Here is a 16,418-nt window from a genome sequence, read left to right on the forward strand (position 1 = left end):
TTACTTTTTAATAGAAGGCCAAACAAACCCTGTTGTATCCGGGGCTTTATTTGACGTTTCACTAGGCGCACTTTTTGGTCTGCGAATAGGTCTATTATTTATCGTATGTATATAAAGGGCCTCTACTTTGTCTCGGGCCCATGGTGTTTTACGCAAAAATTTCAAACTAGATTTAATGCTAGGATCGTCAGTAAAACACTTGATTTTAACTTGCTCACCTAATGTTCTCCAGCCAAGTCTTTGTTCTAACTCAACAAGTATTTGTTCTAATGTTACCCCATGTAATGGGTTTTTAGGTTGATTATTCATAGCCATACTACTTATTTAAACTGTGCGTATTGTAGCTTAATTCGTGCATAGAGGCTAATTCACCGTAATTGTTTGCGGCTTAGTTGGGTAAATAGCATTCCCTTGTTTATCTAGTTTGAGCCAGATCAGTCGGCTATTATTATGTTGCGGGGTTTTAGCGCCACAAATTAAAGTGAACGAGTGAATTTGTATTAATGCACCTTCGCTGTAGCGTTTATTGTCGTACCAACATTGGGTATCGGCATTTATAAACTGATCAGCGTCGACAACTGAGAGTGTTTTGATGGTATTTGCTTGGCTTAGCATTGTGAATGTTAAGCAAGTAAAACAAAAACATAGAATAAATAAATTACGCATTTTTCACCTTAAATTGTCATGAGTTTAAAAATAGTACACAAAGCTAAAAAACATGCTAGGGTAAGTTTAGTACAACACATTTAGTAAAACACAAAACAATAAAAAGGTGAACACATGCAATTTAACCAAACAATGATAGAAGAGTTTACGCTATTGGCTAAATTTCCACGCGACAGTAAAATGCAGGGAATTAAATTACATTCAGATGCAGAGCCAAGTTTACTTAGTGCAGCGCAACGGTTATTTGAAAAAGGGATTATAGATAGCCCAGATGGCGGTTATTTAACTGATCTGGGCTTAGACTTAATTGAGCACGTTACGGTTATTCATAGTGCGCTACAAAGTTAGTTTTAAATTAGCTCAATTTGCATCGGGCTGATTTTGCGGAGCAGCATCATTAAATGCAGCCAATTTATTACAACGCGCGTAAATGGCTGCAATTTTTGGATAAGCAGCCATATCAACATTAAAACGAATGGCATTAAACACTTGCGGGACTAGGCATATATCCGCGAGCGTTGGTTGATCACCAATGCAATAGTCATCATTTTCGTTTAGCATAAGTTCTATTTTTTCAAAGCCTATCTCAATCCAGTGTCGATACCATTTATTTTTAGCCTCATCATCTACCCCTAGCTCATTTGATAGATATTTAAGGACACGTAAATTATTAACAGGGTGTATATCGCAGGCAATCGCAAAACTTAAATTTCTTATTTGCGCTTTTTGCCACGCAGTTCCTGGAATTAACGGCGACTGAGGGTACGTTTCATCAAGCCATTCAAGTATCGCAAGCGATTGGGCTAATACGCCGTCATCGGTTTCAAGTGCAGGGAGTAAGCCTTGTGGATTCATTTTTAAATAGTCGTCGCCAAGTTGCTCTGACTTTAAAAGGTTAACAATCGCAAGTTCATGATCGATTGCTTTTAAATTAAGCGCTATACGGACTCTGTACGCGGCTGATGAACGAAAGTAGCTGTATAATTTCATAATTAATCCTGTGAGCCTGTAAATTGCTTTTTAATAGTACGCCAGCAGTCAGTGTAATTTGGCTGGCGTTCTTGTCCTTCTAATGCGTATTTTGTCGGCGAAATGATATAGCGCGACTCAAACATAAAGGCTAGGGTATTTTCGTATTTTTGTGGAACCAGTTCCGCATTAGATGCTTTTTCAAATACATCGGCTTCAGGACCATGCGGCGACATACAATTGTGTAAACTCGCACCACCTGGTACAAAACCGTGCTCTTTTGCATCATATACACCTTCGATTAAGCCCATAAACTCGCTCATAATATTGCGATGATAGTAAGGCGGCCTAAATGTATTTTCGGCGACCATCCAACGAGGCGGGAAAATAACAAAATCAACATTCGCCATGCCTTCAGTGGCTGATGGCGACGTCAATACCGTAAATATAGACGGGTCGGGGTGATCAAAACTAACCGTATTCATGACGTTAAAACGCGATAAATCGTATTTATACGGCGAACTATTCCCTGTCCATGCGACTACATCAAAAGGAGAGTGCTTAATTTCGCAGCTAAATAAATTACCATTAAACTTAGAAACCAGTTCAAAATCACCTTCTTTATCTTCATAGGCTGCCACTGGGTATTGAAAATCTCGGTCGTTGGCATAACCATTAGCACCTACAGGGCCACGCTCTGCAAGCTCTAATGCATGGCCATAATTTTCGCAAATATAGCCGCGCGCAGTATCGTCAATTAAATCAACAGAGAATTTGATGCCTCGTGGGATCACAGCAATTTCACCTGGTTTAATGCCTAATTTACCGCATTCGGTGTGAATTAATAACTCACCTTGCTGCGGGACAAATAACATTTCGCCATCGGCATTACAAAAGTAGCGGTCTTGCATTGACTGATTGGCTACATATACATGAATGCCAATACCCGATTGTCCGTTTGCGCTACCGTTCGCGGCCATTGTTACTAATCCGTCTATAAAATCGGTCGGTGCAGAGGGTATATCAATTGGGTTCCAGCGAAGCATTGTTGGTGGTGTTACAGCTTCTGTTATGGGTGCTGTTCTTAGTGAACCGTTATCTATTGCACGATAATCACCTTGCACCACCGACGGACGAATTCTGTAAAACCAAGTTCGACGATTTGCAGCACGCGGAGCAGTGAAGGCCGTTGAACTAAATTGCTCAGTGTATAAATCGTATTTAACTTTTTGTGGACTAAATTGACCTATTGGTAATGCACCGGGCAGCGCTTGTGTCTCAAATTCATTACCAAAGCCGGTCATATAATTTAACTGTGTGGCCATTACTGACTCCTGTGAGAGAAGGTTGGTTTTATGTTTTTATTATTTAAGGTAAGATACTCTCAAGTGAGACTAATATCAAATGTGCTAACATGCATCTGTGTAAATAAAAATGAACAGATAAGTAAACTTTACAGAGCTGGAATACCTGAAAATGCAAATAGATTTAGCAACGTTTTTACCTTATCAATTAACCAATATCGCAACGCGTGTCAGTAACGACTTTGCCGAGGTTTATCAAACTAAATACGGTTTAACTATTCCTCAGTGGCGAATACTTGCTAATTTAGCGCAGTATGGGCAAAGCAACGCAAAGGATTTATGCCTTCAAGCAAATATGGATAAATCGACGTTATCGCGTGCTGCAAAAGTATTGATAGATAAAGGCTTAATTCGTAGTCAATTGAATGAGAATGACAAGCGGGCGGTACTACTTATGCTCAGTGAAGCAGGGCAAGAAATATATCAACAAATAGCCCCCGATGCGCTCGCGTGGGAAAAAAAATTATTAAATTCATTAAGTAGAGAGGAATATACAGTATTAATGAGCGTTTTTGATAAGTTGCATAACACATTAAAAGAATAAAAAAGCCCACAAAGTAGGCTTTTTTAATAGTAACTAATTTAAATTATTAAATTAGAAAGTGTAACGAACACCTACACGCATTTGCCATACAGATGCATCAGTTTGTACTGACGTATTTGCGTTATTACCGTTAAAGTCTGAGTACACGTAGCGACCTTGGTCGTCCAAAGACGTTGAGATCATGCTTGCGCCTACGAAAGGACCTTTCTTAAGTACGCCCCAGTCATCATTTAGCATGTTTGTAAGGTTGTCGATTACGAAGAATGCTTCACCTTTATGACCTTCCATAAAGCCTGGTAATTCTTGTGTAATCTTAAAGTTAAACTTAACAAACCAATCTGAATTCTGTTGGTTGCGACCAGTAATTTCGCCACGTTTTAAGCCTTCAGATGAAATGAAATCATTGAATTCATTAATCTCGTCAGCTGACATGTTATAAACAACGTTAGGATCGTTTTCAAGTGGAACATACAATAGTTGGCGGTTACCATTCCAGTTGTTGTCACCAAAAGTGCCATCGCTTCCATCAAATGTGAAGCTGTAAGGTAGGCCTTTGTAAGCTTCACCGAACAGATTAAAGCGTGTTTCAAAGCCGTCTACAAACTCATATTTGTAACCAAGCGTCATAGTAAAGCGATGCGGAATTTCATAATCTGAAGATGCAACACCAGGGTTACCTGGGTTAGAAAGCGCGATGTTACCGTAGTTTGAGCCGGCAACAGAGCTGGTCATTGGGTTAACATCGTCAGAATCTGTGTAAGCGTAACCAAAGTTGACGCTAATGCCATTATCAAACATCTTGCTAACAGCTAATGAAATAACAGATGAATCACCACTATCGCCATTAACATTAGTTAGTAAGTACTCGTTTCCACGACCTTCAATTGATTTATAGATAGGACGACCATCAAATGTATCCTCACCAGAATCCTGAAGTGCGATGTCACGCATTAGGGCAGCGTCTTTTTTCTTAGAGTATAAGTAGTCTAGTGAAATAACATACTCGTTTTCAGTTGTGTATGTTGCACCAAGTGAGTACTTCCACTCTGAAGGAATTTCGAAATTAGGATCTACAGCATTAGCAGTTGCGTCACCAGAACCAATTTTTGTACCAGCAACAATATCGAACATTTCTTGCGGAACATCGAAACCAGGTGTGCCACCATTTACATTGGCTGTATTAAATAAATCTACGCCCCGGAATTGTGTACTAATGTTTGTAATACCGTCGTTTGAGTATGAGTTTGATAACCAAACGTTAGGGTTACCACCAGAGAATAAGCCTAAGCCTGCACGTACTTCGAGCTCATCGGTTGCATACCACTGAAAACCAACGCGCGGTTGCAACAAGCTGATACCATCAAATGTAGATTGGTTGCTGTAACCGTAACGTGTAGTGAAATTTTGATTAAAGTTAGGTACATCATCACTTGTGTATTTATCGTAACGTAAACCAAAGGTGATATTTGCATCTAAATCAGAGAATGCATATTCATCTTGAACATAAAATGTATGTTGAGCATACTCAAAGCTCGCAGCAGCATCATTTGGATCGTTTGTACCTGCTGCATTGTTGTAGTAAATACGTGCTGCTTGACCCGCTTCAAAATCTTCTATTGAATCAAAACGCCACTCACCTTGAGTATGCTGTACAAATAAATTGAATACAGATAGCTCTTCAAACTCATAGCCAGCAGTAACTGTATGTTGGTCTAGGTAGTAAGTACCAGCCACTTTAAATGTTGTCGTATCATAATCTAGATCATTCGATTGACGCGAATCATCTGGACCAATGAATACTGTACCACCGTTAGCTGTGCGAATTTGCATCTCACCAAAGCTGCTGGCAGCATCAATAGATTGTACAGTTTTGTCTAGCTCCGACTTACCTAAGCGTACTTCAGTAGAGAAGTCATCTGACCAATCGGAATAAACAGAACCGATAATTGATGTAAGCTCTGAACTTTCATTAAAAAAGTGATTAGATAGAGAAACACGGCTAGAACCTGTGTCCGATTGTGAAATAGTGTTACCGTCATTGTAGTTATAAATTAAATTCGCACGGTGATCTTCGTTGATATTCCAATCTAATTTAATGAATATTTTCTCATCTTCAACAGGCATACTTGATGGCATACCACCTGCATCGTAGCTATAAATTGACTGTGAAATACTTTGAATACGTGAAATGTCATCGGCTGTTACACTGCCAGTATTTAAGCCGTCGTAGTTAAACTGACGAACACCTTCAAGTTTCTCGTAAGAAGTGAATAAAAATAGTTTATCTTCAATTAGTGGAAGACCTACGTTAAAGCCGTAACGTTTTTCAGTATAGTTACCGTTATCAACGTCATCACCTTCAATTTCATCACCTTTGAAAGAGTCGCTAGTGTAATCAAAGAAAACAGCGCCATGCACATCGTTGCCACCAGATTTAGTTACAGCGTTGATGTTACACGATGTAAAGCCACCGTATTGAACGTCAAAAGGGGCTAGCTCAGCTGAAACTTGTTCAATAGAGTCGAAAGAGAAAGGGGCACGGATAGTAGGGTAACCGTTTGAGCTTAAACCAAAGTTATCGTTCATGCGAACGCCGTCAAGCGTTAAGCTGTTGTAACGTGGGTTACCACCACCACAGTTGATTGAACCACGGCTATCATCAATTGTGATACGTGGGTCAATACGAATAATGTCTTTTAAATCACGGTTAATAGCTGGCGTATTTTCAAGGTCAGTTAGCGTAAATGTAGACGCAGGACCAGTTCCACCAGACATAGAGCTAATTGGAGCACCCGTAACGACAATTTGTTCCATACTTGATTGTGACTCAAGAGAAACGTTTACTGGGTAATCGTTACCAATGTTTAATATGATGTTATTAAACTCTTGGTCTGCGTATACATCTGAATCTACAACGACTTTATAAGGGCCACCAACACGAAGGCCTTTAGCTGTAAAATAACCCGCATCATTTGCTTCCGTTGTTTTTACTGATCCAGAAGGCACATGTAAAATTGTTACTTTTGTTCCTGCTGCTGGATTACCATTAGGACCTGTGATCTGACCTTTAATTGCAGAGGTTGTTTCGTTAGCAATTGCAGCACCACTTACACCAACACATGCCGCAATGGCAAGTGAAAGAGCTGTTTTGCGAAGTTGAGTTTTCATTTAATTTTCCCGTGTAGTTATTAATTAAATTTTTATATTTTTATATTTGATGCTTTAGCGAACAAAGCGAAGCGCTAAATTTACTAAACATCTTGGCTATTGTACTTCATTTGTTCGTTACAAATAAAATACAACTGTAATATTTTTTTAATAAGCGGTTATGCTTATAACTATTTACAGCTTTTGTGCGATAACATTTAGCAAAAAAATATACTACGCGGGTTTTATGACAAATATATGAAATGAAAATTTGAGGTATAAAAAACCCACTACAAAGTTGTAGTGGGTTGTTAATATAACTTAGTTAAGGCTTATTATGTGCCTAAAGTTACAGCTTAAAACTTATAGCTTACGCCAATTTTAGCCTGCCAAGCAGACGAAGAACTAATGCGTGAGTAATTACGAACGTCGGCACCTCGGAAGCTATTGTCTATCTTGTATCTACCTTGATCATCTAAGCCACCAAAGTCATAAATAGTTTGGTTAGAGTAGCTTAGGCGTTCCTCTATACCCCAATCGCTATTTAGCAGGTTTGCGAAATTATCTATCATCAGATACACCTCGCCACTATGACCTTTAGCAAAACCAGGTATTTCTTGCTTAATACTCACATCCATTGTAGTAACCCAAGGTTGAGTCGCGGTGTTTTTACCTAAAATACCTCCGCGTTGAGATATACCAGCACGCTCTAATAACGGCTCTAGTTCAGCCCACGTCATTTTAGACTCATCCCAGTTTACATTTGCATCGTCTGCACCTGTAGGAATATATGGTAAGTAAGCACCATTCGAGAAGAAAGTACTTGTATCGCCTAAATGACCATCTTTATACATATTCATTGTGTAACTAAATGGGCGACCAGAGCGGCGCTCAAAGTAAACGTTGAATTTAGTTGCATATCCTTCAATGAACTCAGTGTTATATGCTAAATTAATTTTAAAACTGTGTTCAACTTCATAAAAGCCGCGCGCTGCAATATCTTGATTGCGGTTTACAGTAATATTGTGCTTATAGTTCCCTTCGGCTTGAGATGCAGAGCCAGCTGATGATTCAGTCACATCTTGGTGCGCATAACTTGCTGATACAAACAAGCCATTATCCCATTCTTTAGCAATACCAGTTGAAATAATGATTGAGCGCCCATCATCTGATGAATTAGTCATCTCTATATCAGCATTATCTCTTAAAGAACCACTGTATATAGTTTGGTTTATTACGCGTTCACCATCAGCAGCAACACCTACTGGGTTAATAGATGAATTATGCCATACGGCTTCATTTTCTTTTTTATGGTAAGCAATCTCAGCTTGCCATTTAAAGCCGTCGCCTAATAACTCAGAATCAAAATCATACTCAAAACCAATTTGGGTACGAATACTTGAAGGTAGTTTAAAATTAGGATCGATATAAGCTACGCTACCAGCACCTTGGTTTAATGAATTCTTAATTTCATCAGGTACTTTAGTGATATCTGCAGGATTATTTGCATAATAATCATTTATTACATTATTAGGAGCCGATACTAAGGTTATACCATCACTTTGGAATGAGTTGTTATACCAAACATTAGGGATACCACCTTGGAAACGACCAATACCACCATTAATGGTAAGTGCTTCAGTTGCATAGTATTTAAATCCAACGCGTGGCAGGATAATATCTAAACCATCAAGATTCTCTTGGTTGGTAAATCCATAAGTGCTAGCAAAACTCTCATTTAGCGTTGGTTTGTCATCTGAAGATAGGCGCTCATAACGAACACCGGCAGTAACTTCTAAGTCATCACCTACATAAAAAGTATCTTCAATATACAATGCTAGTTGGTTACGTCTAACGTCGTATGCTGTATCAGCAGAGTTATTTGTATAAGCATTTTGGTAAGAGAAATCATATGAACCAACTTCACGATTTTCGAATTTTTCTAAGCTATCGAATTTCCATGAGCCCAGCGAGTTTTGAGCAAATAAATTATACAAACGAAGTGACTCGTACTGAGCTCCAAAGTTTATTTCGTGCTCATCCATTAAATATGTAGCATCTAATGTAAATGTTAGATTTTGTGTTTCAGAGCGATTTGCATGACGGTATTGATCCGTACCAAAGCTATAAGAAGGTCCATTTCGGCCATCTTCATCTACAGAAATACTACCTAAGTTAGAACGAGTTGCACTATCAGAGCTAACATCTTTGTAAGAAATACCAATTTCAGTTGAAAAATCTTCGTTCCAATCAGAATAAAGTTTAGTTGCAAAATTATTAAATTTAGTAACATAAGCATAAGTATTTGATCGTAACACTATAGAGTTACCACCATTGCTAGAATTACGTTCGTCTTGATCATCCTGCCATTGGTAAGTAAAGTCTAAACGATGATCATCACTTGCATTCCAACTCAATTTAACTAATAGATTTTTATTTGTATTTTCAGGTGCGCCTGCTAATGAATCAGTTAACCCGTATTCATTATTTAAAATAGAAATAAAGCGGTTATAGTTAGCTTCAGACGTATTAAACTCATTTGCAGCACCTGAGCCTTCAAATCCATAATCTAAATCTTTTTCTTCTGACCACTCAGCGTAATTCACAAAATAAAATAATTCATCTTTAATAGCTGCGCCACCAACATTAAAGCCAAACCTTTCTTCAGTTTTAATTGGTTCAACTTTATTTGTTGAGTACGTTTTGTGACCTAATTCATCCAAGTCATCTTCTTCACGAATGCTTTTAAGATCGCCTGCAAGTTCTGGTGTTGAAATCTCGTAAAAGCCTGAAAACTTGAATTCGTTAGTACCACTTTTTGTTACAGCGTTAATTGTGCCGCCACCAAAGTTACCTTTAGATGCAGAAAATGGCGATACATCGACAGAGACTTGCTCAATCGCATCAAGTGCTACAGGAGGCTGAGATGTTGGGTAACCGCCAAAATTCAGACCAAAATCATCATTTTGACCAATACCATCAACAGTTAAACCGTTTGTACGTGGGTTACTACCAGCAAACGTTAGTTCACCGTTACCGTTGATGCTTGCTAATGGGTTTAAGCGCGCAATATCTTTAATATCACGGTTAAAACTTGGCATATTCTCAATTGTGTCAGCACCAAAAGTACTGCTAGAACCGCCTGATTGCTGAACTATTTTATAACCAGACACTTCAATTTTTTCAATGTTCAATGGCGCCAGTTGTGAACTTAAACGGTATGTTTCACCAAGGTTTAAGAAGATATTTTCAACTGTAGTATCATTGAATGTGTCAGAATCGATGATTACCGTGTATGGACCACCTACACGTAAACCATTCGCGATAAACGTACCGCTTTCGTTAGTTGTTAGCTCACTAATAGTACCAGTAGGTTGGTGAACAACTTTAATTTTAACGTTTGCAGCACTGCCACCTGAAGGCGTTGTAATTTTACCACGCATTGCAGATGAAGTGTCAGCAGCCATTGCGCTTGTAGAAACACCTAGAGCTAAAATTACGGCTCCAGTTAATTTCGAAAGGCGAAGCTTAGTCATAATATTGATTTCCCGTGTGTAGGTTATTTAAGTTTAATTTGCAGTTTGTTGATCAGTATTCATTTTAAGTGCTGTTTCTAACTCTTTGGCTGACGGATCAAATAGAGTATTGAGTAATCCAGCTAAGCGAATTCCAGCTTGTTGTAAACGCGTTTTTACTATCGGCGTGTTGTTGTATATGTAGCTGTAGCCAATTTCTTCGTTCGTTGATTTGTAGATTTTATTTGCTAAATTACGTGATTCTTCAAGCCAAGTTGTTGGCGAACTTTGTAAATAGTCAGCAATTAATTCACTATTGTTGGTATCTATAAATTGTGCAAACTCGGTATACGACAGGTTTTGATTTTCGATTAACTTTGTATCCCAAAGACTATGAAGGTTTGTTTCTTCTCTAAAAAAAGAAACTTTAATTTTGTTACCGCCTCGGTCTTCGCTTCTGCCAGCATGAAATGGTTGATGACTATCACCGACCAAGTGCACTAAAAAACGTAAACTAAATTGCTTTGCATCAAGTGAGCTCTTCGCATCAGTCAATGTTTGCATTGAATAATGAATGCCTTCAAGAATATTACTAACAGACTCTTTAGCATGCGTATGTGCATGGTTTAGGCTCAATGCTTTATTTGGTGCTGCGTTAATATAATGCCAGCGAGAAGATTTTTTTTGCCAAAACTCGCCAGGGGCAGAGCGCATTTCATCAGGCCATGTAGATATTTGTGCTAACGATTCACCATCAAGAAAAGGAAGTATGGCTGCTTTAGTTGTTTCGCTTATGTGAGACTCTGCAAGTTTTCCTATAATACGATGACCATTTTGGCCCCAAGCATACGAATCAGTGCTTGTGAAAATTGCACTAATTAACAGTGCAGAAGATATCGAGTATTTTAAATTGTTATGCATTAGGACTTCCTAAATGAATGCTTCATGTCGTTGCTACAAGTTAATGCGGTCAATTGTCCTCATTTTTAACGTTAATAGGAAGGACTCAATAAAATTCATAATTTCTCATTCATAGTCATTTTAATTCAATAGCTTAGGCTTGATGGGTAAAATTACTTGTTGTAATGAGTAAGTAAAGTTGTTCAAATGCGTTAAACAACTTAATTTTGAGTAACACTTCGTTGAATTTTAAAAAAGTCATGTTGCAAAAAACTTCAATTGTTACATTTTTGTTTCTATTTCTGGTTATTACATGGATATGCGGTCAATTTATTGTTGACAACGATGACTTACATTTTCCGGTAATGATTGAAACCTCAACCGAATGCCAAACAACGGCAACGAGTAATAATGGTCAACTGATAGTTTTTACACAATCAAAAAAAATAGCAAAATCGTTAACACAAAACCTGTGTTCTGATAACGTTGTGGCTAAACAATATGGCTCAGTAATAGGTTACTGGGGTTACAGAACCGCAGATAGTTTTGAGTTTGTAGGAAAGGGAATTGCAGATTTAATTTTAGCTAAGAATAATATAATGGCCGCGTTTAAGGCTGAATCTACTTATAACTATCAGCCTGTTGTTGGGTTTGCTGATTACACGGCATTTTTTATTTCATCGAGGGAGAAACCGCGTCTAACAAAAGAGTATTTTTTAGATAAGCGAGTTGGTTTGCTCGATTACCCTACAAGTCGATCTGGGCATATTTTACCGAAACAAACATTTAAAGAGTTAGATATTAACTTAGCTAATTTAGATGTTACGTATGCTCGTTCGCACAACGAGCTCCGCGATTTACTGGCTAATGGGCAAGTAGACATTATTGCTTCGTTTTGGAAAGAAAGTGACGCACAGCGTTTTTCAAAAAACTATATTACGCCGTTAAGTAATAATGTCTCTGGAACACGTTGGTATTTAAAAATGCAGCAACAAAATACTGATCTCTTGTGTAGTGTTCAAACACACTTATTGGCAATGTCTAAAGATCAGGCGCTACATTATTATCAAGACGTTGAGGCATACTGGAACTGCGAGACTAAAAACGTCAGCTTTAAAGGTGAGTTGGATGATGAGTAAATTGACTATACCGGTTTTTACCCTGATCTTATTTTCTATGTTTTCCAGCGTGTTTTATATCTCCGCTAAGCAAAAGCAGCAAGATGTAGTTAAGCTAAGAATCAATGAAATAGAGAAGCAGGTTGCACTTGATTTACCACTTCTGGATTTATCTAATAAATTATTGAAACATGTGGGTAATAAAGAAGCCATTGACGACTACATTAAAAAGTTAAATGGTCTGCTACCTAATAACAATGTAACACTTAAAAATATAACCCCCGCGAGTGAATCAACGGTTAAATTAGCGCTAGATGAGAGCGTTAGTTATTTACGCGTTAATAATGGGCATGTTCTACTTATATTTAATACGCAAAATAAAGTGATAACAGTACGCCACTTTATTGTATTTGCAATACTTTTTGTATTGAGTATATGCTTGAGTATGTGGCTAAAATTGATTTTGGTTCAAAGTAGTCACAATACAAAGCATCCAAATTTAAGCAACGACGCTTTCGAGCACGCGCCGTTTTCACTTATTATTGACCTTAACAGTAAAACACTCTCTAGTTCCTATGCCATTGACTTGCAGACGTCCTTAGCTAATAAGCCTCTATGTTTTTATTTGGCTCTTGTTGAATTTTGCGAACGCCATAGTGATAGCGTCCTTAATCAAAATAAAAACGTGCCAGATGAGCTTGTTGAGTTGGCAAATAAGTATTTTCATCGGTTAGTTGAATTAGGGCATACAGTAAGAAAGCGGCCTAATTTTAATAGTAGCCTTGAAAAAACATTAAGTGAAATTCGCGCTGCACTTGATGAAGTGCTGAATGACTATCCTGATCAAAAAGATATTTATTATCCACCAAAGGCCTATGGTGAGGGTTCACGTTCACGATTACATAGTTATGGGTTAGTCAATATAGATAAGGGACATATTGAAATTATAGGAAAGTAAGCAAGTCCAACAAGCTGTATACGTGTTTGGGCTATTAAACGCATAAAATCACTCTCTAACGTCGGTAAAATTTTAATAACGTGAGAGAGTGATTTTCCAATCTAAGATTTTTTGCTTAAACAGCTTGGCATTTAACCTGAACTCAGGTTATTTAGCAATTCATACCTTTATTTTGGTGAATACTCAGTTACCTTTATAGGGCTATTTTGAGAAATAAAGTTTTTAAGTGCTTGTGCATCGGTTTCATCGGTACTTACATAGCCTTGCAATTTAGTAATCGTTGGGTATCCATCGCCGCCAGATGCATTGTAACTATTAAGACTCATGCGATAAATTTTATTTTTGTCCAACGGTTGCCCATTAATGGAGACCTTAATTAGTTGCCCATTTTTACGTTCAAACGATAGTTTATGATATTGTAAATAAGCGCCAGAATCAGCCGGAAAGGCTGTTACTACATTTAGATAATTCCATAAGTCGCTGCCTTGCCAATCCATATAAGTGATACGGTTTTTGAAAGGGTGCACTTTTAAAATGTCTTTATAACTTACTTCCCCAGCTTCAATTGAGCTGCGAATACCGCCACCACTTATTAATCCAAAATCAGCACCTACCGTATTCATTTGTGCCTGAATGATTACCCGTGCTAGGTTAGTTTGTTGATAGCGTACTTTGTTTCTGTCGCCTTCTAAACGAGCATCAACATCGCCTATTTTACCTTCAATTTGTTTAGCGCCTTTAGCTTGATATACCGCTAAAAAAGATTCAAGTTTTGAGTCTGGTTTAATGTACTCGTTTGCTAATACTGCTTTGGTAGAGCCATCAGCTTGTACTTTATCTACATATAAATTAACTGGCATAAGTTTGTAGTCAAGTAATGTTAATTTACCATTTTCAAGTTTAAACTCAGCTTTACCCACATACTTCCCCCATTCATGGGCTTGCATTATGTATGTGCCATTTTGTTGATCAGGTTTACAGGCAAGACCTGGCTTAAAATTATCGTCGTTGACATTTTTACCTGCCATACAAATAGGCTCTTGAGAGTGCCCACCTATTATCATATCAAGAGTATTGGCAGGTAATGAGCGAGCTAGCGTTACATCGCCAAGCGCATTAATACCAAATTGGGCATCTATGTAATGGCCCATATGGGTAAGTGCAATAGTGATGTCTGGATTGTATTTCGCTTTAATTTTTTTTGCTAAGGCCGCTGTTATTTCTACTGGATCTTTAAATTCTAAATGCCCAATGTACTGCGGGTTACCTATTTTGGCTGTGTCTGTTGTTGTGAGGCCAATCACAGCGATGGTTAATCCATTTTTTTTAAATATTTTATAACTGTCGAACGCATGTTCACCAGTCGATTTTTCAAAAATGTTTGCAGATAGGAAGGGGAAATTAACCCATTTTTGCTGCTGTTTTAATATAGCGATAGGATTATCGAATTCGTGATTACCTAGTGCCATTGCATCGTAACCAATTAACGCCATTCCTTTAAAGTCGGGCTCTGCTTTTTGTAAGTCAGACTCAGGTATGCCGGTATTTATGTCACCGCCGGATAACAGTAATACGGCATGGCCTTGTTTTTGTGCATTATTACGTAATGAGTCGATAAGCGTTTTACGGGCCGCCATTCCATATTCACCTTTCTCATTATGCCAAAAGCGACCATGGTTATCATTAGTATGAAGTATTGTTAAATATTCAGTAGAAGAATTACTTGATACAGGATCTAAAGTTGAAGATGTACAGCCAAGTACACTTAAAATAAACGTGAAAAAAATAATTATACGCATAAAACACCTATGGATTAAGGTCTACTCAATTTATTAGGTGGGTAGTTTAAACTAGTTTTATGCTAAAAAAACGTAGTTATTTATTTTTTCGTTTAATTACAATTAGTGGCAGCACGCTCTCTTCGTTTTAATTCTTTGCTCGCGATCTCTGCTTTGTGATGTTTAGCCGCTATCATCCATGTTAAAAAGCTTGCAGGTAATTTTGTGTAAGCTTGGCCTTTGTGTAAACCGAAGTCACAAATTGTGTGGTTTGTATCAGACATAGGTATTTTCTATGGTTTGTTATTTTTATTGATATTAACAAATGTACTGAACTGGGAAAGATGATTTAGTTACATATTAGTGGTTTTGTATAACTAAAAAGAATATTAATGTAACTAAGTTGTTATCAATGCGGTATGATTTGTATTAATTATCGCTTTTAGATCGATTTTTAAAGTGGCTGATATTATTCTGCCCATGAAGCACTCTCCTAAATAAATATAAAAACAGGAATACAACATGAAAAAAATTTTAATTGGCTCATTATTGGCTACAGCTAGTTTTACAAGTACCGCAACTCTTGTAGAAATGAAAACTAGCCAAGGTGTTATCGAAATCAATTTATTTGATAAGCAAACCCCTAAAACAGTGAGTAATTTTTTAAGTTATATTAATGATGGTTCGTATAATCAAACGGTGATCCATCGTTCAATAAATGACTTTGTAATTCAAGGGGGGGGATTTACTTTTTCTGATTCACTAGACCCAATTACCGTTAAACCAGCCGTTGTGAATGAGCCTGTGTTTTCAAATGTTAAAGGCACTATTGCGATGGCTAAGAAATCAGGTAATGCAAATAGTGCGACAAGCCAGTGGTTTTTTAATATGGCTGACAACAGCGCAGGTAGCCCAAAACTAGATACTCAAAATGGTGGTTTTACAGTGTTTGGGCAAATTACTGCGGCAAGTCAAGTGACGCTTGATAAAATAGCTGCGCTGGTTCATTGTAAAGAAATGCCTGTTGTTAATTATACTACTGCGCAATGCTCAAGCAGTGATGCAACCATGAGTAATGCCAATTTGGTATCTATTGAAAGTATATCAATCGTAAATGATGATCCTGATTCATCACAAGGTTTAACTGCTGTAGTAAATACCTTAATTAAAAAAGACACATCGTCTTCAAATAGCAGTTCAAGTGGTAGTCTGGCGTGGATTTTAGGTGCCTTCTTACTTGTATTACCTAGGTTAAAGCAGGTTAAGTAAATATTTATGAGCGACTTTAAAGTCGCTCATAAAACTTGTATTGTATGTTTACGAGGATCCTTACTAATATTTTCTACCACTCCCTCTCTAAAGGATAGCTATAGAGCCGCAATGTATTTTTTGAGTCAAAATTATCCCTCATCACACCGTCGTATTCATTTTTACAATATGTTACATAACTATATGGTAT

14 protein-coding genes are annotated in these 16,418 nt (G+C 37.6%); 5 read left to right on the forward strand and 9 right to left on the reverse strand.

All coding sequences use genetic code 11. From position 1 onward, the window contains the following. Complete coding sequence (locus tag PALI_RS18680; RefSeq protein ID WP_193156576.1) at positions 1 to 309, reverse strand: VF530 family protein; 309 nt, start codon at positions 307 to 309, stop codon at positions 1 to 3. Between the two features lie 54 nt (positions 310 to 363). Next, the gene (locus PALI_RS18685) at positions 364 to 666 is read right to left on the reverse strand and encodes a DUF1496 domain-containing protein (protein WP_077535109.1); all 303 of its coding nucleotides are present in this window, start codon (positions 664 to 666) and stop codon (positions 364 to 366) included. Positions 667 to 780: 114 nt separating this feature from the next. On the opposite strand from PALI_RS18685, the gene PALI_RS18690 reads away from it, so the two are divergent. Further along, positions 781 to 1,014, forward strand: a complete 234-nt coding sequence (locus PALI_RS18690; protein ID WP_007375551.1) for a TIGR02647 family protein — start codon at positions 781 to 783, stop codon at positions 1,012 to 1,014. A 12-nt stretch (positions 1,015 to 1,026) separates the two neighbouring features. Here PALI_RS18690 and maiA read toward each other — a convergent pair whose 3' ends face one another. Continuing rightward, a complete protein-coding gene (gene maiA / locus PALI_RS18695) occupies positions 1,027 to 1,656 on the reverse strand; it encodes a maleylacetoacetate isomerase (RefSeq protein WP_193156577.1) in 630 nt (209 codons plus the stop codon). 2 nt (positions 1,657 to 1,658) lie between these two features. After that, entirely contained in the window at positions 1,659 to 2,960 is a 1,302-nt protein-coding gene (gene hmgA / locus PALI_RS18700) for a homogentisate 1,2-dioxygenase (protein WP_193156578.1), read from the reverse strand. Positions 2,961 to 3,111: 151 nt separating this feature from the next. Between hmgA and PALI_RS18705 the strand changes: the two genes are divergently transcribed. Beyond that, positions 3,112 to 3,543 carry a MarR family winged helix-turn-helix transcriptional regulator gene (locus PALI_RS18705; protein ID WP_193156579.1) on the forward strand — a complete coding sequence of 144 codons (432 nt, stop codon included), beginning with the start codon at positions 3,112 to 3,114 and terminating at the stop codon, positions 3,541 to 3,543. A 51-nt stretch (positions 3,544 to 3,594) separates the two neighbouring features. On the opposite strand, the gene PALI_RS18710 is transcribed toward PALI_RS18705, so the two are convergent. The 3 genes from PALI_RS18710 to PALI_RS18720 form a co-directional block, all read right to left on the reverse strand. Next, on the reverse strand, positions 3,595 to 6,711 hold the full coding sequence (locus PALI_RS18710; protein ID WP_193156580.1) for a TonB-dependent receptor: 3,117 nt from the start codon (positions 6,709 to 6,711) through the stop codon (positions 3,595 to 3,597). Between the two features lie 335 nt (positions 6,712 to 7,046). Then, positions 7,047 to 10,226, reverse strand: a complete 3,180-nt coding sequence (locus PALI_RS18715) for a TonB-dependent receptor (RefSeq protein ID WP_193156581.1) — start codon at positions 10,224 to 10,226, stop codon at positions 7,047 to 7,049. A gap of 33 nt (positions 10,227 to 10,259) precedes the next feature. Next, positions 10,260 to 11,126, reverse strand: a complete 867-nt coding sequence (locus PALI_RS18720) for a S1/P1 nuclease (protein ID WP_077535115.1) — start codon at positions 11,124 to 11,126, stop codon at positions 10,260 to 10,262. Between the two features lie 239 nt (positions 11,127 to 11,365). On the opposite strand from PALI_RS18720, the gene PALI_RS18725 reads away from it, so the two are divergent. Both PALI_RS18725 and PALI_RS18730 read left to right on the forward strand, forming a co-directional pair. After that, positions 11,366 to 12,244 (forward strand): substrate-binding domain-containing protein, encoded by an 879-nt coding sequence (locus PALI_RS18725; RefSeq protein WP_193157050.1) that lies wholly within the window; start codon positions 11,366 to 11,368, stop codon positions 12,242 to 12,244. Continuing rightward, the gene (locus PALI_RS18730; protein ID WP_193157051.1) at positions 12,237 to 13,181 is read left to right on the forward strand and encodes a hypothetical protein; all 945 of its coding nucleotides are present in this window, start codon (positions 12,237 to 12,239) and stop codon (positions 13,179 to 13,181) included. Before PALI_RS18725 ends, PALI_RS18730 begins: the two co-directional genes overlap by 8 nt. Positions 13,182 to 13,348: 167 nt before the next feature. On the opposite strand, the gene ushA is transcribed toward PALI_RS18730, so the two are convergent. After that, positions 13,349 to 14,980, reverse strand: a complete 1,632-nt coding sequence (ushA, locus tag PALI_RS18735; RefSeq protein WP_193156582.1) for a bifunctional UDP-sugar hydrolase/5'-nucleotidase UshA — start codon at positions 14,978 to 14,980, stop codon at positions 13,349 to 13,351. Between the two features lie 92 nt (positions 14,981 to 15,072). Further along, on the reverse strand, positions 15,073 to 15,243 hold the full coding sequence (locus PALI_RS18740; protein WP_167368296.1) for a hypothetical protein: 171 nt from the start codon (positions 15,241 to 15,243) through the stop codon (positions 15,073 to 15,075). Positions 15,244 to 15,481: 238 nt separating this feature from the next. On the opposite strand from PALI_RS18740, the gene PALI_RS18745 reads away from it, so the two are divergent. Then, positions 15,482 to 16,228 carry a peptidylprolyl isomerase gene (locus PALI_RS18745; RefSeq protein WP_193156583.1) on the forward strand — a complete coding sequence of 249 codons (747 nt, stop codon included), beginning with the start codon at positions 15,482 to 15,484 and terminating at the stop codon, positions 16,226 to 16,228. The last annotated feature ends 190 nt before the right edge of the window (positions 16,229 to 16,418 follow it).

Source organism: Pseudoalteromonas aliena SW19, from assembly GCF_014905615.1.
GTDB lineage: Bacteria > Pseudomonadota > Gammaproteobacteria > Enterobacterales > Alteromonadaceae > Pseudoalteromonas > Pseudoalteromonas aliena.